The organism is Pseudomonas sp. P97.38, from assembly GCF_001269745.1.
Lineage (GTDB): Bacteria > Pseudomonadota > Gammaproteobacteria > Pseudomonadales > Pseudomonadaceae > Aquipseudomonas > Aquipseudomonas chlororaphis_E.
Genome location: NZ_LHVJ01000011.1, coordinates 346649 through 368453 on the forward strand (window position 1 = coordinate 346649; position 21805 = coordinate 368453).

Annotated in this window: 18 protein-coding genes and 1 pseudogene; 7 read left to right on the forward strand and 12 right to left on the reverse strand. The window is 62.7% G+C overall.

Annotated features, from left to right (window positions below):
* Positions 1–26: 26 nt before the first annotated feature.
* From iolD to iolC, 6 genes are all read right to left on the reverse strand, one after another.
* Entirely contained in the window at positions 27–1958 is a 1932-nt protein-coding gene (gene iolD / locus AD664_RS07020) for a 3D-(3,5/4)-trihydroxycyclohexane-1,2-dione acylhydrolase (decyclizing) (RefSeq protein WP_053145430.1), read from the reverse strand.
* A 168-nt stretch (positions 1959–2126) separates the two neighbouring features.
* A complete protein-coding gene (locus AD664_RS07025; protein ID WP_053145432.1) occupies positions 2127–2948 on the reverse strand; it encodes a TIM barrel protein in 822 nt (273 codons plus the stop codon).
* A 33-nt stretch (positions 2949–2981) separates the two neighbouring features.
* Entirely contained in the window at positions 2982–4484 is a 1503-nt protein-coding gene (locus AD664_RS07030) for a CoA-acylating methylmalonate-semialdehyde dehydrogenase (RefSeq protein ID WP_053145434.1), read from the reverse strand.
* 30 nt (positions 4485–4514) lie between these two features.
* Complete coding sequence (gene iolB, locus AD664_RS07035; RefSeq protein WP_053145438.1) at positions 4515–5324, reverse strand: 5-deoxy-glucuronate isomerase; 810 nt, start codon at positions 5322–5324, stop codon at positions 4515–4517.
* Positions 5321–6214 carry a myo-inosose-2 dehydratase gene (gene iolE, locus AD664_RS07040; RefSeq protein WP_053145439.1) on the reverse strand — a complete coding sequence of 298 codons (894 nt, stop codon included), beginning with the start codon at positions 6212–6214 and terminating at the stop codon, positions 5321–5323. Before iolE ends, iolB begins: the two co-directional genes overlap by 4 nt.
* A gap of 192 nt (positions 6215–6406) precedes the next feature.
* Positions 6407–8344, reverse strand: coding sequence for a 5-dehydro-2-deoxygluconokinase (gene iolC, locus AD664_RS07045; RefSeq protein WP_053145440.1), 1938 nt, complete (start codon positions 8342–8344; stop codon positions 6407–6409).
* Positions 8345–8655: 311 nt separating this feature from the next.
* On the opposite strand from iolC, the gene AD664_RS07050 reads away from it, so the two are divergent.
* Positions 8656–9579, forward strand: a complete 924-nt coding sequence (locus AD664_RS07050; RefSeq protein ID WP_042732351.1) for a MurR/RpiR family transcriptional regulator — start codon at positions 8656–8658, stop codon at positions 9577–9579.
* 36 nt (positions 9580–9615) lie between these two features.
* Entirely contained in the window at positions 9616–10227 is a 612-nt protein-coding gene (locus AD664_RS07055; protein ID WP_053145442.1) for a glutathione S-transferase, read from the forward strand.
* Between the two features lie 603 nt (positions 10228–10830).
* Here the strand turns inward: AD664_RS07055 and hcnC are convergent.
* From hcnC to hcnA, 3 genes are read right to left on the reverse strand one after another with little or no spacing between them, the layout of a single operon-like run.
* Positions 10831–12105 carry a cyanide-forming glycine dehydrogenase subunit HcnC gene (gene hcnC / locus AD664_RS07060; protein ID WP_053145443.1) on the reverse strand — a complete coding sequence of 425 codons (1275 nt, stop codon included), beginning with the start codon at positions 12103–12105 and terminating at the stop codon, positions 10831–10833.
* Positions 12098–13504, reverse strand: a complete 1407-nt coding sequence (gene hcnB, locus AD664_RS07065; RefSeq protein ID WP_053145445.1) for a cyanide-forming glycine dehydrogenase subunit HcnB — start codon at positions 13502–13504, stop codon at positions 12098–12100. Before hcnB ends, hcnC begins: the two co-directional genes overlap by 8 nt.
* Positions 13501–13824 (reverse strand): cyanide-forming glycine dehydrogenase subunit HcnA, encoded by a 324-nt coding sequence (gene hcnA, locus AD664_RS07070; protein ID WP_053145560.1) that lies wholly within the window; start codon positions 13822–13824, stop codon positions 13501–13503. Before hcnA ends, hcnB begins: the two co-directional genes overlap by 4 nt.
* A gap of 282 nt (positions 13825–14106) precedes the next feature.
* Here hcnA and AD664_RS07075 point away from each other — a divergent pair, with 282 nt between their 5' ends.
* Both AD664_RS07075 and AD664_RS07080 read left to right on the forward strand, forming a co-directional pair.
* Positions 14107–14790, forward strand: a complete 684-nt coding sequence (locus AD664_RS07075) for a response regulator transcription factor (protein ID WP_042732930.1) — start codon at positions 14107–14109, stop codon at positions 14788–14790.
* Positions 14768–16153: a HAMP domain-containing sensor histidine kinase gene (locus AD664_RS07080; protein WP_053145447.1), complete on the forward strand. Its 1386-nt coding sequence runs from the start codon at positions 14768–14770 to the stop codon at positions 16151–16153. The genes AD664_RS07075 and AD664_RS07080 overlap by 23 nt, the downstream gene beginning before the upstream one ends.
* Before the next feature lie 127 nt (positions 16154–16280).
* Here the strand turns inward: AD664_RS07080 and AD664_RS07085 are convergent, their stop codons facing one another.
* Both AD664_RS07085 and AD664_RS07090 read right to left on the reverse strand, forming a co-directional pair.
* Positions 16281–16529, reverse strand: a complete 249-nt coding sequence (locus tag AD664_RS07085; protein ID WP_053145449.1) for a DUF1652 domain-containing protein — start codon at positions 16527–16529, stop codon at positions 16281–16283.
* A gap of 241 nt (positions 16530–16770) precedes the next feature.
* The gene (locus tag AD664_RS07090; RefSeq protein WP_053145451.1) at positions 16771–18255 is read right to left on the reverse strand and encodes a helix-turn-helix transcriptional regulator; all 1485 of its coding nucleotides are present in this window, start codon (positions 18253–18255) and stop codon (positions 16771–16773) included.
* Positions 18256–18502: 247 nt separating this feature from the next.
* On the opposite strand from AD664_RS07090, the gene AD664_RS26900 reads away from it, so the two are divergent.
* Together AD664_RS26900 and AD664_RS27495 are read left to right on the forward strand one after the other, a co-directional pair.
* Positions 18503–19357, forward strand: coding sequence for an RHS repeat-associated core domain-containing protein (locus AD664_RS26900; RefSeq protein WP_083454155.1), 855 nt, complete (start codon positions 18503–18505; stop codon positions 19355–19357).
* A 19-nt stretch (positions 19358–19376) separates the two neighbouring features.
* Positions 19377–19649, forward strand: a complete 273-nt coding sequence (locus AD664_RS27495) for a hypothetical protein (RefSeq protein ID WP_157061547.1) — start codon at positions 19377–19379, stop codon at positions 19647–19649.
* A 162-nt stretch (positions 19650–19811) separates the two neighbouring features.
* On the opposite strand, the pseudogene AD664_RS07095 reads toward AD664_RS27495, so the two are convergent.
* Positions 19812–20166: pseudogene (locus AD664_RS07095) on the reverse strand (DUF6124 family protein).
* 679 nt (positions 20167–20845) lie between these two features.
* Between AD664_RS07095 and AD664_RS07100 the strand changes: the two are divergent.
* Positions 20846–21805 (forward strand): OprD family outer membrane porin (locus tag AD664_RS07100; protein ID WP_053145453.1); only part of this gene is annotated, 960 nt, incomplete at its 3' end.

Genomic DNA, 21805 nt, shown 5'->3' on the forward strand with positions numbered 1-21805 from the left:
TGGAACTCCTTATTCGGTTGAGGCAGTTAATATTGGCGAGCTTCGGCCAATCGTTCATTGAGGGCCTTGGCGGCGGCGTCGGTGCGGGCGCTGGTGGACACCTGCGCCACGCCGACCCGCCACCAGGACAGGTAGCTATGGATCATGGTCTTGGGCAGGACCTTGATGTCGATGAGGGTGGACACGGTCTGTAACCGTGCATCGGCCAGCGCCGCGTGCAGTTCGTCGAGGGTGCGGACCTTGTAGGTCTTGCAGCCGTAGGCCGCCGCGCTCATGGCGAAGTCCACCGGGACAAAACCGCCGTCGAGCTTGCCGGTGTCCGGATTACGGAAACGGAACTCGGTGGCGAAGCTGTCCATGCCGTTGCCCATCTGCAGGTTGTTGATGCAACCGAAGGTCATGTTGTCCAGCAACACCACGTTGATTTTGCGCCGCTCCTGGATCGAGGTGGCCAGCTCCGAATGCAGCATCATGTAGGAGCCATCGCCCACCAGCGCGTACACCTCTTTATCCGGCTCGGCGAGTTTCACCCCGAGCGCCGCATTCACCTCATAGCCCATGCACGAATAGCCATACTCCAGGTGATAGGTGTTCACCCCCTTGCTGCGCCAACTGCGCTGCAAGTCACCGGGCAAGCTGCCGGCGGCGGCGACGATGATCGCGTCATCGGCGAGGCTTTCGTTGAGGGTGCCCAGCACGCGACTCTGGGTCAGGCAGGAGCCGGTGAGTTCGATGAACTCGCGAAACACCGCCGGGTCGAGGTGATCGCGCACCTCCGGGACGAAATCCTCGACCTGGTAATCGGCCTGGTAGACCCGGTCCACCTCGGCGTCCAACCGGGCCTTGGCGTCGGCGACTTGCCCGCCCCATTCGGCGCGGTAGTCGCCGAGCACGCCGGCCAATGCCTCCAGGCCCGCGCGCGCGTCGGCCAGCAGTTGCACACCGTCGAGCTTCACCGCATCGCACGGGCTGACGTTGAGGTTGAGGAACTGCACGCCCGGCTGGCGGAACAGCCATTTGGAACCGGTGGTGAAATCGCTGTAGCGCGTGCCGATGCCGATGATCAGATCCGCCTCCGCGGCCAGCAGGTTCGCCGCCAGGCAACCGGTTTCACCGACGCCCCCGACGTTCAGCGGATGGCTGGAAACCACCGCGCTCTTGCCGGCCTGGGTTTCGGCGAACGGAATCTGGAAGCGTTCGGCAAACGCCTGCAAGGCGGCATTGGCCCCGGAATAGCGCACCCCACCGCCGCAGATGATCAGCGGCCGGCGCTTGCCCTTGAACAGCGCCAGGGCGTCGTCGAGCATCGCCTCGGTGGCCGGGCGACGGTCGATCCGGTGCACGCGTTTTTGCAGGAAGTAGTCCGGGTAATCGTAGGCCTCGGCCTGCACGTCCTGGGGCAGCGCCAGGGTCACCGCGCCGGTCTCGGCCGGGTCGGTGAGCACGCGCATGGCCTGGATCGCGGCGCTCATCAGTTGCTCGGGGCGGTTGATACGGTCCCAGTATTTGCTCACGGCCTTGAACGCATCGTTGGTGCTGATGCTCAGGTCGTGGAACTGCTCGATCTGTTGCAGCACCGGGTCCGGCTGGCGACTGGCGTAGACGTCACCGGGCAACAGCAGCAACGGAATGCGATTGGCCGTCGCCGTGGCGGCGGCGGTCAGCATGTTCGCCGCACCGGGGCCGACCGACGAGGTGCAGGCGTAGATCTTGCGCCGCAGGTGCTGCTTGGCGAACCCGATGGCGGCATGGGCCATGCCCTGCTCGTTACGGCCCTGATGCACCACCAGGTCGCCGGCGTCCTGCTCCAGCGCCTGGCCCAGCCCCAGCACATTGCCGTGGCCGAAAATGGTAAACACCCCGGCGACGAATTTGCTCTGGACACCATCGACCTCGACGTACTGGTTATCGAGGAATTTCACCAGGGCCTGGGCCATGGTCAGTCGTGTTGTGGTCATGCTTGCACCTATCCTGGAATGCAAAAATCTGGCGGCTGGCGCAGATCCTTGTGAGAGCGAGCTTGCTCGCGAAAGCGGTGTACCAGGCGAACTCGAAGTTGAATGTGCCACCGCCTTCGCGAGCAAACCCGCTCCCACATTTGGATCTGCGTCAGGCCAACAATCGTGTCAGGCCTGCGGGTTCTGCAAATGGCTCATACTCGCCCCCAGCGCCTGGCGGATGTCGGCCAATTCATGGATGCTCTCGGCGAAGGGCTCGAAGGACAGGTAGCCGTCATAGCCTCCGGCCCGCAACGCCTGGATCTGCGCGGCGTTGCCGAGAATGTCGGCTTCACCCACCAGCACCCGGTGGCCGTCGCGGATCGTCGCCAGCGGGGCCTGGGCGTCTTCGACGCCGGAGATGTGCACCAGGCCGGTCAGTTCGGGAAAGAACGCCTGCTCGCCCGCCAGGTGATGGTGGAAGGTGTCGTGCACCAGGCGGAACACATCCAGTCCGCCCACCGCCTCGATCGCCGCCACCGCTGTGCCCTTGCGCCGCAACGAACATTCTTCGAAACCCAGCGGCTCGATGAAACCGTAGATGCCGAAGGCCCGCAGGATCGGCGCCAGTTCACCCAACGCGGTGCGCAGGCCGGCCGCGCGTTGCGCTTCGCTGCGCGGGTCGGCGCGGTCGTTGAGCGGACACATCACCAGCCCCTCGGCGCCGCACTCGCGGGCGTAGTCGGCCAGCCGCACGGCTTGGGCGCGGCGTTCGTCGTTCCACACATCGAAGGGGTACAGGGCATTGATCGACAACACCTTGATGCCGCGCGCCTCGCACAGCGCACGCACCTGGGCCAGCGGCATGCCGTCCTCGATCTCGACGCCCTTGAGGTCGTTGCGGATTTCGATGGCATCGGTCTTCAACGCCAGCGCCAGGTCGATGAAGGCCGGCAGCGACAGGCGCGGCGCGACCATTCGGTTCAGGGCAAAACGCAGGGGCTTGTTCATTGTTGTTATCCCTCCGGCATTCGTACGAACAGGTTATTGGGCAGTCGGCATGCTGAACTCCGGGCCCTTGGCGATGCTGTCGGGCCAGCGTTGCATCACGCTCTTGTAGCGGCTGTAGAAGCGCAGCCCTTCTTCGCCATAGGCGTGGTGGTCGCCGAACAGCGAGCGCTTCCAGCCGCCAAATGAATGCCAGGCCATGGGCACCGGGATCGGCACGTTGATGCCGACCATGCCAACCTTGATGCTGCGGGCAAACGCCCGGGCGATGCCGCCGTCACGGGTGAAGCAGGACACGCCATTGCCGAACTCGTGGGCGTTGATCAGGGCGACCGCCGTGGCGAAGTCCGGCACGCGCACGATGCCCAGCACCGGGCCAAAGATCTCCTGCCGATAGATGCTCATCTCGGGGGTGACCTGGTCGAACAACGTCGCCCCGACGAAGAACCCCTGCTCGGCGCCGGGCACTTTGAAACCTCGCCCATCGACGATCAGGCGCGCGCCTTCGGCCACGCCCGAATCGATGAAACCCTCCACCTTGGCCTTGTGTTCGGCGGTGACCAGCGGCCCCATGTCGGTGCCCGGCTGCTGGCCGTTGCCGACCTTCAGTTGATCGATGCGCGGCAACAGGCGGGCAATCAGTTCATCGCCCACGTCACCCACCGCCACGGCAATGGAAATGGCCATGCAGCGCTCGCCGGCCGAGCCGTAGGCGGCGCCGATCAATGCATCGGCCGCCTGGTCGAGGTCAGCGTCGGGCATGACGATCATGTGGTTCTTCGCACCGCCCAGGGCCTGCACGCGCTTGCCGTTCGCCGTGCCCTGCTGGTGAATGTATTCGGCGATGGGCGTGGAGCCGACGAAGGAAACCGCTTCGATGTCCGGGTGCTGCAACAGCGCATCCACCGCCACCTTGTCGCCCTGGACGACGTTGAACACGCCGTCCGGCAAGCCGGCTTGCGTCAAAAGCCGGGCCATCAGCAGGCTGGCGGACGGGTCGCGTTCCGAGGGTTTGAGGATGAAGCAGTTACCGGCCACCAGCGCCAGCGGGATCATCCACAAGGGCACCATCACCGGGAAGTTGAACGGCGTGATGCCAGCGCAAACGCCCAGGGGCTGGCGCAGGTTCCAGTTATCGATGCCGCCGCCGATGTTGTCGCTGAAATCGGTCTTGAGCAGGCTGGGCGCACCACAGGCGTACTCGACGATCTCGATGCCCCGGGTGACTTCGCCGTGGGCGTCGGACAGCACCTTGCCGTGTTCCCGGCTGATGATCGCGGCCAACTCGTCATGGTGGCGGTCGAGCAGTTCCTTGAACTTGAACATCACCCGCGAACGGCGCAGCGATGACTGTTCGGACCAGGCCGGGAATGCCGCCAGTGCCGAGGCCACTGCGGCCTCGACAGTGGCGGGTTCGGCCAGCGCGACCCGTGCCTGGACCGCACCGGTGGCCGGGTTGAAGACCGGGCTGAACCGCGTGGCATCGCGTTCCTGCACCTGTCCGTTGAGGTAATGGCCTACTACCGGGGCGTCGCTCATTGTTCCTGTTCTCCGTGGGGATGGTGCAATTCAGAGGTCCAGCAGCCAACTGTGCTGCGGGTCGTTATGAAACTGCCAGACGCGCTTGGGCCCGGCCATGACGTTCAGGTAGTACGACTCGTATCCGTAGGGCACGCTGACCGGGTGATAGCCCTTGGGCACCACCACCAGGTCGCTGTTCTCCACGGCCATGGCCTGGTCGATGCTGCGGTCGTCGGTGTAGACCCGCTGGAACACGAAACCCTGGGCCGGATTGACCTGGTGGTAATAGGTTTCCTCCAGAAAGCTTTGATGCGGCAGGTCGTCGGTGTCGTGCTTGTGGGGCGGGTAGCTCGACGAGTGTCCCGATGGCGTGCGCACTTCCACCACCAGCAGCGAATGGGCCGGCTCGCTGTCCGGCAGGATGTCGCAGATGTAGCGGGTGTTGGCGCCCTTGCCGCGCACGCTGCGCTTCATGCTGTCGGGGCGGATCAACCGTGGGCCGTAGCGATCCCCGGCTGCCCCCGGCGCCGCACACACGGCGAGTTGCACGTCACTCAGGGCGGTGACCTGAGCCTGGCTGCCGGGCGGCAGGTACGCGGCGTAGGGTGACTTGTCCTCGAACACCGATTGGCGGTCGCCCAGGTTGTCCCAATCGAACGCGCCCTGCCCCGGCGCCTCGCCCTTGAGGCTGATGCGGCCGCTGAGCAACACCAGGCACAGTTCCTTGTCATCGGCCGCCACCGCAAGGGTTTCACCCAGGCTCAGGCGGTAGGCGGCAAAGCCGACGTATTCCAGCTCGCCGGCGGGCAGCTCGACCATGGTCCGGCCGCTGGCGTAGCTCTTGATCAACAGGCTCATGACGCACTCCTTTCCTGCAACAAGGCGCGCAGGGTCTCGTAGCCTTTCTTGGCGTAGGCGTAACTCGGCGCGACGGCGGGATCCTGCTCGGCTTCCACCACCAGCCAGCCCTCGTAACGGGCAGCCAGCAACACGTCCAGCAACGCGGCAAAATCGATGTCGCCATCGCCCGGCACGGTGAAGGTGCCGTTGATGATGCAATCGGGAAAGCTCCAGAGATGGTTGCGCGCCAACTGCACCACCGGTTTGCGCACGTCCTTGAAATGCACATGGCAAATACGCTCGATGTGTTTGCGCAGCACCTGCAAGGGTTCGCCGCCGCCCATGTAGCAGTGGCCGGAATCGAACAACAGGCCCACCTCGCTGCCGGTCAGGGCCATCAGCTTGTCGATGTCCGAGGGCGACTCGACGTAGGCGCCCATGTGGTGGTGATAACCCAGGCGCACGCCCCGGGACAGAGTGAAGCGCGCCAGCTCGGTGAGTTTGTCGGCGTAGCCTTGCCAGGCGTCGTCGGTGTGAAAACGCGGCCGTTCGACCAGGGGAATCCGCTGGCCCTGGATCGAGTCGGCCACCTCGCCGTACACCAGCACCGTGGCACCGTTGTGCGCCAGCAACTCGACATGACTGGCAATGGCGTCGATTTCCTCGGCTGCCGAACGCTGGGCCAGGCGACCGGAATACCAGCCGGAAACCAGGGCCAGGTCATAGGGCCGCAGCACATCGCCGACGCCCTTGGCGTCCTTGGGAAACTTGCCGTTGAGCTCGAACCCTTCGTAGCCGATGGATTTGCCTTCGCTCAGCGCGGTGCTCAACGGCGTCTCACCGCCCAGGGAAGGCAGGTCGTCGTTGCTCCAGGAAATCGGGTTGATGCCAATTCGAATAGCGGGCATGGCTGCACCTTTTATTGTTTGCTCTAATACTGCGCCGATCACCGTGGCGAGGGAGCTTGCTCCCGCTCGGCTGCGAAGCAGTCGTAAACCAGTCGTTACGGTTTGCCTGTCAAACCAGGGCCAACTGATCGGGGACTGCTTCGCAGTCCAGCGGGAGCAAGCTCCCTCGCCACAAAAAGCCTTGCGCTACGGTCAACTGCGTGCCGCCCGCCACGCCTCGATCAATTCCACGAACCGGTCTTGCACCTGCCGGATCAGCGTTTCATCGTCGATTTCCCCGGCCATCCACGCCCGGCTCGGTTCCTGGAAGATCGTGCGGCCTACGGCGAACCCTCGGCAGGTGGTGCTCTGGCTGGCCTGGCGGAAACCATCGGCCAGCGCCGTGGCCGGGGCGTTGAGGCCCAGCAAAACCACGCCGCGGCAATACGGGTCGCGTTGCTGAATCAACTCGTCGAGCTGCTCCCATTCCTGCGCACTCTGGGCCTCGATCTTCCACCACGCCGGGTAGATGCCCAGGTTGTAGAGGCGCTTGAGGGCGCGGTACAGCACGTCCGGGTGTGGCGACGGATGATCCTTGGGCGGAATGACTTCCAGCAGCAATTCATGGCCGCTGACCTGGGAGGCCTTGTACAACCCCATCAACTGCGCTTCCTGTTCTAGGCGCAACAGCGGCTCGTCATCGGGGTGGAATTGCACCAGGCACTTGATGATCTGTTCCTGCGGCCAGGCGATCAGGTTGCTGCCGATGGAACGCCCATGTTCGAACGCCAGCGGGCGCGAACCCTGGACTTCCACCGGCCGCGCGACCCACCAACCGCGCCCGGTGGCCGCATTGAGCGAATCCTGGCCAAACCGCTGGTCAGCCAGCAGGCCGACATCGGCCTCGACGCCCTGGCGTTGCAAATCGGCTTCGACCCGCTCCACCGCCTGGATGAACAGCTGCTTGAGCTGGCCGATGCTATTCAGGTCGCGGCCGCCCTTTTGCGCCAGTTCCACTAACTGCCCGCGGTGGTCGAACGCGAAAATGAACAGTTGCTTCCAGGCTTTGCGCGGCACGCTGACCTGATGCAGGCGTTGCAGCACGGCGTCCTGGTCCGGCCGGGTGATCGGCACCGGGCTGCTGAACAGGTAGTCGAGCTCCGCCCGGGTCGGCATGGCCGGAGCGCAGGCATGGCGCGACACCACCAGGCCGCCGCAGGCATTGGCCAACTGGCAGCAACGCTCGTCACTGGCGTCCTCCAGCCAACCGGCGAGAAACCCCGACATGAAGGCGTCGCCGGCGCCCAGCACATTCAGGACTTCGACCCGAACGCCCGGGTAAATCGCGCCGTCTTCGAGCCGCGCCGGGATCGCCCCATGGATCACCGTGCAGCCCTGCGGGCCGAGCTTGACCACCAGGGTCGCCGCCGTCAGCGAACGCACGGTGCGCAGGGCCGTGAGCAAGTCTTCGCTGCCGCCAGCGATCAGAAACTCTTCCTCGGTGCCGACGATCAGGTCGAAACGCGGCAGGATGCCTTGCACGTGCCGGCTGACGTTCTGGTCGGCGACAAAACGGGTCTGCCCATCGGCCTTGCCTGTCAGGCCCCAGAGCACAGGCCGATAGTCGATATCGAGGATGCGCTTGACCTGATGCTTTTGCGCATAGTCCAGGGCCTGGATGCTGGCCTTATAGACGCCGTCGGTGGAGAAATGCGTGCCGGTGATCAGCAGGGCCTTGCTGGAGGCAATGTAGGACTCGTCGATGTCTTCGGCCCGCAGCGCCATGTCGGCGCAGTTTTCGCGGTAGAACACCAGGGGAAAGGTCTCACGGTCCTTGATCCCCAGCAGGACCATTGCCGTCAGGCGTTGCGGATCGGCCTTGATGCCGCTGACATCGCAGCCTTCGCGCGCCAGCGATTGCACCAGGAAACGGCCCATGTGGTCGTCGCCCACCCGGCTCAGCATCGCCGACTTGAGCCCCAGGCGCGCCGTGCCGAACGCGATGTTGGCCGACGAGCCTCCCAGGTACTTGGCGAAACTGCTGACATCTTCCAGGCGTGCGCCGACTTGCTGCGCATAAAGGTCCACGCCCAGGCGTCCCAGGCAGATCACATCCAATTGACGCCCACTGGCAAAACGAGTCTGGCCCATGCTGGCTCCTGTTATTTTTATCAGCCTGCGCATGCCGCCGAATCCGGCGCCAACGCTCTTGGTGGGTGCAGACTAAAACGAGCCGCGGGCAATAATCAATAATTATTCTATAAATTTTTTACGTGGAATATTTTTTCCAATACGCTATAGCCGAAGCGGACCAGACGTAGTGCATCGTTTCAGCAGCGACGCCAACGTTGCCCCACCCATGATTTTCCCAGCGCCTACGCTGTAGACTGCGTTCAGCCAACCTATTGTCGAGGGCCGTGTGTGACAGCCGCCCTATAAGAACAAAGCCAGAAGGATTTTCTATGACCCGCCCCGATGATCTGCCGGCACCGTCCGAGCGCGCGTCCGACGCCACGCTCCCGAGCCCTCCGATCAATGCCGAGCGCCTGTTGCAACTGATTACCGAGGAGTACGAAAGCCTGCCCCGCCAGCTCAAGCGCATCGCCAGCTACATGAGCCAGCAGAGCGACCGGATCATGGTCGACCGGATCAGCGACATCGCCCGCGAATGCGAAGTGCACCCCTCGGCCATCGTGCGTTTCTCCCAGCGCTTTGGCTTCAGTGGGTTCAGCGAAATGCAGGCGCTGTTTCGCGAGGCGTACACCCACAAGACCACGCCGGTGCAGAACTACCAGCAACGCATCCGCAGCATGATCGCCAACAAGTCGCAGAAAGCCAGTGGCGGCGACCTGGCCCGCGAATGCGTCAACGCGACCCTGTCGGGCATCGAACGCCTGGGGCTGGAGCTCGACGACCAAGCCTTCGAAAAAGCCGTGGACCTGGTGGTCAACGCCGACAACATCTATGTGGTGGGCGTACGCCGTTCGTTTGCGGTGGCCGACTACCTGGTCTACAACCTGCAACACACCAACAAGCGTATTCACCTGGTGTCAGGCCTGGGCGGCAGCTACCGCGAGCAGATGCGCAGCGTGCGGGCCAACGACCTGGTCATCGCCATCAGCTTCACGCCCTACGGCAAGGAAACCCAGCACTGCCTGCGCATCGCCCAGCACCACCAGGCCAAGACGCTGATCATCACCGACAGCAACCTGTCGCCCCTGGCCAAGCGGGCTAACGCTGTATTGTTGGTGAACGAAGGCAGCTCGTTCGCCTTCCGCTCGTTGAGCGCCACGCTGTGCCTGTGCCAGGCGTTGTTCATTGCCGTGGCCTACCGGCTGGAGCTCAAGGTCGATGAGATCCATGAACAGGTCGGGTTCGAGGATTGACGTATCACCCACCGATAAATCGCTGAAGGAGAAGCCATGAAACTGATCGGCATGCTGGACTCGCCCTACGTACGCCGCACCGCCCTGTCCGCCAAATGCCTGGGCATTGTCCTGGAGCATGAATCGGTTTCGGTGTTCCGGCATTTCGAGCAGTTCCAGCGCATCAACCCGGTGGTCAAGGCGCCGACCCTGGTGCTGGACGATGGCAGCGTGCTGATGGATTCGACGTTGATCATCGATTACCTGCAAACCCTGGCAGCACCGGGAAAGCGCCTGATGCCAGACGATGCCGGGCAGCGGTTGCGGTCACTGCGCCTGATCGGGTTAGCGCTGGCGGCGTGCGAGAAGTCGGTGCAGATCTACTACGAACGCAACCTGCGGCCCACAGACATCCAGCACGCGCCCTGGGTAGAGCGAGTGGAAGGCCAGCTCGCGGCTGCCTACGGCATGCTGGAGCAGGAACTGCAGCGAGCGCCGCTGGCCACTGATGGCACGCTGGATCAGGCCGGTATCACACTGGCAGTGGCCTGGAGCTTCACCAACCTGGTGGTGCCGGACCAGGTGGAGGGCCAGTCGTTTCCATTGATCAGCGCCTATACCGCCTATGCCGAAGGGCTGGAAGTGTTCATCGACACCCCGATGCAGTAGGCATCGGCGCCAGCAGATCCGCGGTCATCGCGAGCAAGCTCGCTCCCACAGGGGATAGTGGATTTCACGCAAATGCTGGACATCCCCCGACGCTTTTGTGGGAGCGAGCTTGCCCGCGAAGACGGCGGCACTGCCAGCATCATCACCCACTGGTACACCGCTTTCGCGAGCAAGCCCGCTCCCACAGGGGAGATGGGTATGTCACAAATTAAGCGTTCACCGCTGCTTCCTGTGTGGGAGCGGGCTTGCCCGCGAAGACGGCGGCACTGCCAGCATCATCACCCACTGGTACACCGCTTTCGCGGGCAAGCCCGCTCCCACAGGGGAGATGGGTATGTCACAAATTAAGCGTTCACCGCTGCTTCCTGTGTGGGAGCGGGTTTGCCCGCGAAGACGGCGGCATGGCCAGCATTATCACCCATTGGTACACCGCTTTCGCGGGCAAGCCCGCTCCCACAGGGGAGATGGGTATGTCACAAATTAAGCGTTCACCGCTGCTTCCTGTGTGGGAGCGGGCTTGCCCGCGAAGACGGTGGCACAGCCGGCAGCATCACCCACTGGTACACCGCTTTCGCGAGCAAGCTCGCTCCCACAGGAGGTGCTTCACGCGGGTTCCATTGCCTTCGCCTGTTTGACCGGGGCCACCTCGAAGCGGTCTGCCAGGAAGGGTGTGATGTCCAGCGGCAGCGGTTCGTGGTTCACCAGCTTATCCAGCAGCACGCCGGTGATGGCCGAGGTGAGGATGCCGGTGCGGAAGTGGCCGCAGGCGTTGAGGTAGCCCTCTACCCCGCGCATCGGCCCCAGGATCGGCAGCTCATCGGGCGAACCTGGGCGCAGGCCGGCCCAGGTTCGCTTCAGGTTGATGTCGGCCAGTTGCGGAATGCAGCGCATCGCGCCTTGCACCAGTCCTTCGATTTCCGGGTAGGTGGTGGTCACGTCGAAGCCTTTGTCTTCGGTGGTGCTGCCGATGAGGATTTCGCCGTTGTCCTTCTGCGCCACATAACAGTCGCTGGTGGTCAGGCAGCCGTTGAGGATCTTCGGCATACGCTCGGTCAGCAGGATCTGCCCCTTGACCGGCTTGACCGGAATCCGCACGCCCGCGGCCTGCTCGCTCAAGTCCGCCGCCCAGGCACCGGCTGCGTTGATCAGGGTTCGGCAGTGGAAAGTGCCCGCCTCGGCGGTGTTCACCCCGGTGACCCGCGTGCCGCTGCGCAGCACCTCGATCACATTGGTATTGAAGAACAGGTCGACACGGTTCTGCCGCGCGCCTTCGGTGTAGGCGTCAGCCAGGCGGAACGGGTTGACCTGGTGATCGCACAGAAACTCCAGAGCGCCCTGGGCTTCATGGCTGACACTCGGTTCGGCCTCTCGCAGGGCCGCCTGGTCGAGCCAGCGCACCTGGTCCGCCAGGTGCGGGATACAGGCGACGATGTGCTCGGCGTACGAGCGGTCTTCGTCGTCATAGATCACGAACTTGAGCCCGGTCTCCTCGAACTTGAAGTCCATGCCATGGTTCTCCATCAGCTCGCGGTGCAACTGGGGGTACAGCGCGTTGGATTGCAAGGCGAAATCGAAGAACGACTGCGGCAGGATGTGCGGCGTGCTGGCGTCCACCGCCACCGCGGCGCCCTGGGTCTGGCGCTTGCGATTGGCCGACATCATCCGAAAGAAAATCACCCCGCAGCCCAGGCCCACCGACTCGCCGATGGCCCACAGGCCGCCCGCCGAGGCGCGGGTGGCGTTGCCGGGTCGCTTGGCATCGATCAGGGCGATCTTCAGGTGTTTGCGCTTGGACAGTTGATAGGCGCAGGAGGCCCCGATCACACCGCCGCCGGCGATGACCACGTCATAGTCCTTGAGGTCTGGTTGCTTAGTCATGGTGGCTCTCCGTGCCAGCGTCCTTGAACGCAGAAAAGGGAATCGGGTCGATCGGGAATCGCGGTCGCAGCCAACCCACATCGGCCCGCCCGGTGGCTTGACGCAGACGGTCGCTGCAATAGCCCACGCACATGCGCCCCTGGCAATCGCCCATGCTGACGCGGGTACGCATCTTCAGTCCGGCCATGTCCTGCACACCCTGCTCCAGGGCGCGATCGATGTCGGCGCGGGTAGCGTGTTCACAGCGGCAGATCACCGTGTCGGCCGCCGGCAAGGTAATCTGCCCGGCACCCCGCTGGGTGTAGCGATCTACGGCGGCGCGGAAGCGAATGATGCGATCGAGCTGCGCCTGGTAGCGTTCGCGGTGCTCGAGGGCCGTGGCCGAATCCAGCACGTTGCGTTGCAGCAGGATCGACAGCGCGGCGATGCGAGCGCTGAGCATGGCCGCTTCACCGCCGCGAATCCCGCCCATGTCGCCGGCCAGATGGATGTGCGCCTCGCTGCTTTGTTGCCAGGCGTCGGCCACCGCCCGCAGGTAACCGTCTTCGCTGAAGCCGTGCTCCAGGCCCATCTGCTGGCTCAGTTGGGTGCGCGGGATGAACCCGTAGCCGACCGCCAGCGTCTGGGCCGGCACCTGTTCGGCGCGCGTCAGGTCCGGTGCCCAGTTGTCGGCATATGGCGCGACGGTCACGCTGCCCAGCTCATCTTCGCCTTGGGCCTCCACCACGCCCCAGCCATAGTGCATGGGAATGCGCTTGAGCTTGAGGTAGGCCAGCATGCCCAGGCCATCGAGGAACAGTTGCGGCTTGTTCAACAAGGCCAGGCTTTCTTTGGCAATCCGGCCGAATGCACAGGCCTCATAGACCCCGGCCACCGCCACCCCCGCCGCGTGCAACTGGCAGGCCACCAGCGGCAGCAACGGCCCCGTCCCGGCGATGACCACCGGGCTCGGTGGCTTGACCACCCCACTCTTGATCTGCAATTGCAGGCCACCCAGCAGCATCACCCCCGGCAGGGTCCAGCCCGGGAACGGCACGCTGCGCTCATGGCAACCGGCCGCCAAAACAAGATGCGAATAGGCCACTTCCCGCAGGCGTTCCTCGGCATCGAGGACCATCAGCGCTCGAAAGCCTTCGGCGCCGATGACCCGGCTGTTTACGTGCACCTCGATCAACTGCGCGTAACGTTGGAACTCCCCATGGAGTTTTTCCAGGGCTTCACTGTAGCGCGCCCCCAGGTAATCCAGCTGCACCCCCTCGCGCAGTGGCCCGCGGTAAACCACGCCACCGAGGCGCGGAGCCTCTTCGAGCAAGGTGCATCGCACCCCGTGGCGGGCGAGCTCGATGGCCGCCGCCATACCCGCCGGCCCACCGCCGACAATCACTGGCCCCAGGCTCATGGCGCCTCCGATTCGGTGATGCGGTTGGCCCGGGTTTCGATCTGCATGCCCGGGCGCACCAGGGTCTGGCAGGCGCGCCGCTTGTGGCGCCCGTCGATCTTGACCAGGCAGCACTGGCACACGCCCATGCCACAATAGGCGCCGCTGAGTTGGTCGTGGTCGTTGCGGGCCACCTGGCGCTGGCCCAGGGACTGGATGACGGTGAGGACGGTTTCGCCCTCGGCAGCGTTGACGGCCCGGCCGTCCAGGCGCACCGTCATGTCGGCCCGGACCAATGGCTGGATATCAAATTTTCGGCGTAGAAAGTCTTGAGGTTGCATCATGCAGCTCTTCCTTGAAGGTTCAGTGAGGACTAGGCTCCTTGCGGTACATCATCCAACGATCCATGTCCGTCCCCTGCTCGCGACAACGCGCCAAAACAGGGCAACGGACGCATCAGGATAATGCGCGCGAAATTTATGTTAGGGATTATTTGTGACCAAGTGTTGATCCAGGCCAGGGAATCCGGCCGCCGGGCTCATGAACTTTTTTTCAGAAAGCCGACAGGTTTTCTTTGGCAGAATGCTGCGCAATAGCGCGAATTTCTCAACACGGTACCGCCCATGAATCGCATCCTGACCATCGAAGACGACGCCGTGACCGCCCGTGAAATCGTTGCCGAACTGACCCGCAACGGCCTGGACGTCGACTGGGTCGACAATGGCCGCGAAGGCCTGGAACGCGCGGTGAGCGGCGACTATGACCTGATCACCCTCGATCGCATGTTGCCCGAGCTCGACGGCCTGGTGATCGTCACCACCCTGCGCACCATGGGCGTGGCCACGCCGATCCTGATGATCAGCGCCCTCTCCGACGTCGATGAACGGGTGCGCGGCCTGCGGGCCGGTGGCGACGACTACCTGACCAAGCCCTTCGCCACCGACGAGATGGCCGCCCGGGTCGAGGTGCTGCTGCGACGCAACAATGGCGCCCGGGAACCGGAAACCGTGCTGCGGGTGGCGGACCTGGAGCTGAACCTGATCAGCCGCGAAGCCAGCCGCAACGGGCAATTGCTCAGCCTGCTGCCCACCGAATACAAGTTGCTGGAGTTCCTGATGCGCAACTGCGGGCAGATCCTGTCGCGCATGATGATTTTCGAGGAAGTGTGGGGCTACCATTTCGACCCTGGCACCAACCTGATCGACGTCCACATCGGGCGCCTGCGCAAGAAAATCGACCCGCCGGGCCTGGAACCGCTGATTCGCACGGTGCGGGGTTCCGGCTATGTCATTGCTGAACCCCGCTAAGGGCTGGCGTTCCTCCAGCAGTCGCCTGCTGGCGCTGTACAGTGCGCTGTTCGTGCTGTGGAGCGCGATCCTGATGGGCGTGATGTATTACGAAGTGTTTGGCTACCTCGACAACCTGGCCAAGCACTCCTTGATGCAGCGCCAGCACCTGTTCGCCCGGATCCACGGCGATCAACTGGAAGACGCGCTGATGGCCAGCCTGACGCTGGACGAGCGTGGCGTCGACGCCTACGGTCTGTTCGACCCGCAACTGCGGCATTTGAGCGGGCCGATCATGCGCGTCCCCGCCGACCTGCCGCTGGACGGCAAAATCCACATGCTCGGTGGCTGCGTCGACTCCGACGATCCCAGCCTTCCTTCCGACAGTTGCGACGCGGTGGCGACCCGCGTGCAGGACGGGCGCTGGCTGATCCTGGCGCGGGACAACGGTTCGCTGTTCGCCGTGACGCGGATCATCCTGCATGCATTGTTCTGGGGCGTCTCGCTGACCATCCTGCCGGGCATAGCCGGCTGGCATTTGCTGCGGCGCCGGCCGCTGCAACGCATCCGCAAGCTGCAAGCCAGCGCCGAGGCGATCGTCGCCGGCGACCTGAAGCATCGCCTGCCGCTGTCGAGCCGACGTGATGAACTGGACATGCTGGCGGCGATCGTCAACGCCATGCTCGATCGCATCGAACGCTTGATGAACGAGGTCAAGGGCGTGTGCGACAACATCGCCCACGACCTGCGCACACCACTGACCCGCCTGCGGGCGCAGTTGTATCGCATCCAGCAGCAAGCCCCGGACGGCTCGCCCGAAGCGTTGCAGATGGACCAGGTGATCGCCGAAACCGACACTCTGATGGCGCGGTTTCGCGGTTTGTTGCGGATTTCCGAACTGGAAGACCAGCAGCGCCGTTCAGGCTTCGTGCGCCTCGATCCGTTGCAATTGCTGCAAGAGTTGCACGACTTCTACCTGCCGCTTGCCGAGGAAGGCGAGCTGACGTTTACCCTGGAGGTCCCCGACACCCTGCCTTTGCTCAACGGCGACCGGGCCTTGTTGTTCGAGGCGGTGTCGAACCTGCTGAGCAACTCGATCAAGTTCACCCCGGCGGGCGGTACGGTGATCCTGCGCGGGGTCGATCAGGGCGACAGTACCCGCATCGAAGTGCTCGACTCCGGCCCCGGCATCCCGGAAGCCGAGCGCAAGGCGGTGTTCCGTCGCTTCTACCGCGCCGAAGGCAGCAGCCAGCACGGCGGTTTTGGCCTGGGTCTGTCGATTGTCGCGGCGATCGTCAACCTGCACGGGTTCACGCTGGATGTGGGCAGGAGCGAATATGGCGGGGCGCGGTTGGTACTCGATTGTCGAGCGACGTTGTTGTAGCTGTAGCCGCCCTATCACCTGCAAACTGTGGCGAGGGAGCTTGCTCCCGCCGGGCTGCACAGCAGCCCCAGCAATCAGGGCCGCTGCGCGCCCCAGCGGGAGCAAGCTCCCTCGCCACAGGGGGCTGTCAGAGTGTGTCGTCTCGATGCAACGGCGTGTTCTGCAACTCATAGCGCAGCTCGTCGATCAGCTTCGCCAGGCTTTCTTCGGAACGAACACTGTCCAGGCTCATGCCGCTGACCACGAGGTCTACCTCGCCACTGTCGCGGTGATAGAGGCGTACCGTGAGGGTGCCGTCGCCATTGAGGCTGCATTCGCAAGCGAGCGGCGAGAAGCTTTGTTCGAGGCGGGCGCGCAAAGGGGCCAATTGGGTCATGGGTTGCACCTCGGCATCAAGGTCGCAAGAGCGCGGTGGGAAAGTTCGGGTGGAGGACTTTTGCAGACATCCTGTCGATGGCACGGCTGTATCGTTTACTGCGCATTTAGGCGGTATTCCTTGATTGTTACGTAGGGGACGCGGCTTCACAAACATTGCCGCACTCTCCCAGCCTAGGGAGCCGGCATCCGCAGCAGAACCCGAATTTGCACCAACGCAGCCAGTGCATATGCACTGGCCATCAATGTGCCTTGTTGCGCCATTCGTTGGCGAACAAACCCCGCTCACGCGCCCAGACGATCGCCTCGCTGCGGCTATGGACATCCAGTTTGGAGTACAACGTCGCCACGTGATTGCGCACGGTATTGGGGGCCAGTTTCAGGCGTGCGGCGATTTCCTTGTCCGCCAGCCCCTGGCAGATCAGCCCCAGCACATCACGCTCGCGGGCCGTTAGCTCGGTGAACGACGCCGAGGACAATGGCGCGTTGATGCTCTTCACGTTGGCCAGTTTTTCGATCAGGGTGCGGCTGAACCACGAAGCGTCTTTCATCACTTCCTCGATCGCCGCCACCAGTTCCAGCTCCGAGCGCTTGCGTTCGGTGATATTCATCAGCACCAGCAAGTAGCACGGCTTGTCCTGGATGACCACGGTGTCGGCCGCCACTTCACAGTCGATGCGCTCTCCCCCCTTCTTGTGCACCTTGACGTCGACACCGGAGACACTCGCGCTTTTTTCCAGCACGGCGAACAACGACGCACTGGCGTCCTTGTCGAGAAAGCCGATCTCTTCAACGGTCTTGCCCATCAACTCTTCGCTGGCATAACCGGTGGTGTTGACGAAAGCCTCGTTGACCTCCAGCAACAACTGCTCGGCCGTGCACACCAAGGTGGGCACCGGCGACAGGCGGAACGACTTGGCAAAGCGCTCCTCGCTCTGGCGCAGGGCGGTTTCGGCCTTGCGCCGGGGCTCCATGTCCATGAACGAAAACAACATGCAATCTTCGTCGTGCAGGTCCAGGGGCTGGCCGGCGACGATCACTTGCTTGCTGGTGCCATCGGGCAATTTCAACTCTGCCGCCATTTGCGGAATGGTCGCGCCCTGCCCCAGTCGCTCAACGGCCAGCTCGCGCCGCTCGGCGGCTTCTAGCACGTCCAGCTCATACACCGAGCGCCCGATCACCTGCTCACGACTGTAGCCGGTCATTTCCAGGAAGCCCTGGTTGACCTTGATGTAGCGCAGATCGCTGAGACGGCAGATCACCGCCGGCGCCGGGTTGGCGGCGAAGGTTCTTTCAAAGCGCTGCTCGGCGCTGGCCCAGTCGGTGGCGTCGCTGAGAATCAGCACCAGATACTCCGGCTCACCACTGCGATCGGTCAGCACCATGCTGCGGATTCGGTGCACCCAGGTACGGTCTGGGTCAGCCTCGGGCGTGACTTCCACCAACACGTCGCTGAACTCATCGCCACGGGCCACCCGGGCAATGGGGTAGTTGTCTTCGGTGAGCGGGTGGTTGTTGCGGTAACGCAAGTTGAACCGCCGGGCGTACTCGTCGGCATTGGCGCCCAGTTCACTGATGTTCTTCACCCCGTGCATGGTCAATGCCGCGTCATTGGCCCAGGCAATGGTCTGGTCGACTTCGACCAGCATCACCCCGTCAGACAGGCCGGCGATGATCTGCAGCAATTGACGACGATTGGTATCGGTGTTCGGGACGTCTTGGTTCATCGGGTCTCCGTGTGATCAGCTCGCATGGAAAATACGACCACTCGTCGCGCTGGCACGTTCCCTATCGGCATGGCTGAAATCCACGACCGTTGCCTGCTCGGGGTCGCGAACCGGCAGTGCCTGGCCTGCTCGCGAAGAAGCCACCAACCCCACCCAAATCCCGCAAAACCTAACAGTTCTGCTAGTAGACGCCACCGCGGAAATCCCCGAGCCTGACAGCATCGCCTTCCTCAGGAAGAACCCGCCCATGCCACCGTCATCAATGCAGGTCCTGTGCCGCTACCACTATGACCCCCTGGACCGCCTCAGCGGCCTGACACCGCTGCAAAGCCCCGGCGTGCAACGCTTCTACCAGAACGACGAACTGGTCAACGAAATTGACAGCGAGGCCCAGCTCACGATTGTTCGCCATGGAGAACAGCCGCTGGCACAGCGGCTGAGTGTCATGGGTGTTAGCGAGACGGCATTGTTGGCGACGGATCAACAGCGATCGCCGTTGGTGGCTTTGACGGACGCGGATTCGCAGCGGATGGCCTATACCGCCTATGGACATCGTGCGGGGGAAAGTGGGTTGAGTTGTTTGTTGGGATTCAATGGTGAGCGGAGTGATTCGGTCACAGGGCATTATTTGTTGGGACAGGGTAATCGGGCTTTCAATCCGGTGTTGATGCGGTTCAATAGTCCGGATGAGTTGAGTCCGTTTGGGGAGGGGGGGATCAATGCGTATGCTTATTGTGGTGGGGATCCGGTTAATCGGTATGATCCGAGTGGGAACGTCTTCATGCCATGGAATGACCGCATTTTATTCAAGCCGTCCAGCGTTCCAGTTAAACCATGGGCCCCTCCCCTCCCAACAGCATTGGATCTTTCTACAACAGCATTGGATCTTTCTAGACCCCAAGCACTAGCTACGTCATCCGGAATTATTGCGCTCACAGCCTCCCAAATACCGCGGTCGGTCCCGACTAATACCATTACGTCCTCGGCCGCCCCAAAGACGTTCAGTGTGGCAGCACGCTTACCACCCCCAGCAGAGAGCTACACGATCTTATTCTCGAACCGCAACCCCAACGAAAAATCAAAAAAGAGTTTATGCCTTTGAAGAAAGACAAGCGGAACGCGTGGCAATATGGGAGCGCTTTGTAAAAAGAAAACCAAATACCACCATAGATGCCAGCCCAAAAACTCTAAGACGGCTTGAGGAGGCTCAAGCAAATTGGGATTTTTTCAAACAAGGTGGACTCGTATTAGGTAAAGGAGGCGAAGTGCTGGATAGCGCAGCCCTCCGAAAGGCAGTTTCGAGAGCCAAACTGGCGGTCAAAGCCGATGCTGGGAAAAAGGTCCAACGGTTCAGAGAGATCAAAATGGCCAATAGGAACATTCGTACTCAATGAACTTAATAACTCCTAACTGATTAACGCGCTGACCCATTGGGTCTTTGGCGAGCAAACGACTTGAGTTAAAACAGCTCGCATAGTTATGCGTATTCATACCTGGGCCAGGGTAAGCAGAAGCGCCCGTGGCAAGGGAGCGGCCTCCCTCGCCACGGGGATGCGCTAGGTCGGCTGGTGCTGTTCGACGTTATCCAGTGCGCGGTTGGCCAGCAGGCTGCCCAGTTCGATCAACTGTTGGATGCCCAGGAGCAAATGCCGGTGTGAACCGTTCAGGTCGAAGGCCAGGTCTTCAATCATGGCGTTGGCCGAGGCCAGGGTTTCGCTGAGGTTGGCGAGCAGGCTTTCGGTATCGACGTTTTGGATGACAGTGAAAAGTTGGCCGGGCGCCGTGACTGCTTCGGGGTTGTCGGGTGTTGGGTTGAGGTCATAGTCGCGGGCGCGCTCCGGCGGCTTCGTCGAGTTTCTTGCGCGGTGACGTGGGATCGGTATTCGGTGGGTTCGGGGTTGCCTTGAACATGATGAGACTCCAGATGAGAAGATTGGAGCCCTCACTCTCGCTACCAAACGAAGGGTGGTGGCCATACGAAGGTTGGTAGACCGGTCATCTGGCACCCGGCGCGTCCGAGGACGCCCTACGCAGGACCACCATAAAACAGAGGCGTGACAGGCTTCTGCATCAGGTGCACTTGCGCCAGAAAAACCGGGCTACCAAACCCGATCGCTGATGCCTCATCGACCTGGAAACGATAGAACGTGCCCATCCAAGCGCACAAGCCAGCGGATTCTGGCGCAGGTGTAGGCAATGGCGCAAGAAAACGTAGCCCGTTCCAGAACACTCCTACATTGGAGTAAACACGCCGTCTTCGAAGCAGGTCGGCTTCGCCGCCCAACGGGGATGAATCCCCTCGCCACAAGGGGCTGCCGGGTCCCTCGACTGGGTTTATTCGACTAATGTCTTAGACCAGTCATCGCATGACCACGTCATCTTTGAAGCTCCGCGATAGAGCCGTCGCCAGGGCGCATCTCTGCACACCCTTGTGCTGAAACCATTGACCCGGCCTATTTTGAAGAAACCGACCATTGGATAATTCCGATCATGGCCAGTTGACAACGCTTAGCGACGACCAATAATCTCCCTCATGTTGTACGACGACGTATGACAAATAAAAACAACAAAAAAGTAGGGAGCCGTCATAGTGAGCACACGTGTCCGTTTTTCCCCCGACCACCGTTCGACCCGCCGTACCCTCCGCACTACCCGCCCCACCCTGATTTTGCTCGGTTGCAGCAGCCTGGCCGCATTCCTGCCTACCATGGCCAATGCCGAAGGTTTCGTCGACGATGCCAAGGCCACGCTGACCCTGCGCAACGCCTATTTCAACCGCAACTTCACCAACCCGAACAACGCCCAAGGCAAAGCCGAGGAATGGACCCAGAACTTCATCCTCGACGCCAAGTCCGGTTTCACCCAGGGCGTGGTCGGTTTCGGCGTGGACGTGCTGGGCCTGTACTCGGTCAAGCTCGACGGCGGTCGCGGCACGGCGGGTACGCAGTTGCTACCGGTGCATGACGACGGTCGTCCGGCCGATGATTTCGGGCGCCTGGGTGTGGCCCTGAAGGCCAAGGTGTCGAAGACCGAGCTGAAGGTTGGCGAATGGATGCCGGTGCTGCCGATCCTGCGTTCCGACGACGGCCGTTCCCTGCCGCAGACCTTCCGTGGCGGCCAGGTGACCTCCACCGAAATCAACGGCCTGAGCCTCTACGGCGGCCAGTTCCGCGGCAACAGCCCGCGCAACGACGCGAGCATGGAAGACATGTCGATGAACGGCCGGGGCGCCTTCACCTCCGACCGTTTCAACTTCGGCGGCGGCGAATACGCCTTCAATGAAAAGCGCACCCAGGTCGGGGTTTGGTACGCCGAGCTGTCCGACATCTACCAGCAGCAGTATTTCAACCTGACCCACAGCCAGCCCATCGGCGATTGGACCCTGGGCGCCAACCTCGGTTACTTCATCGGCAAGGAAGACGGCAGCGCGCTGGCCGGTGACCTGGACAACAAAACCGCGTTCGCCATGCTCTCGGCCAAGTACGGCGGCAACACCTTTTACGTCGGCCTGCAGAAAGTCGGCGGCGATGACGCGTGGATGCGCGTCAAC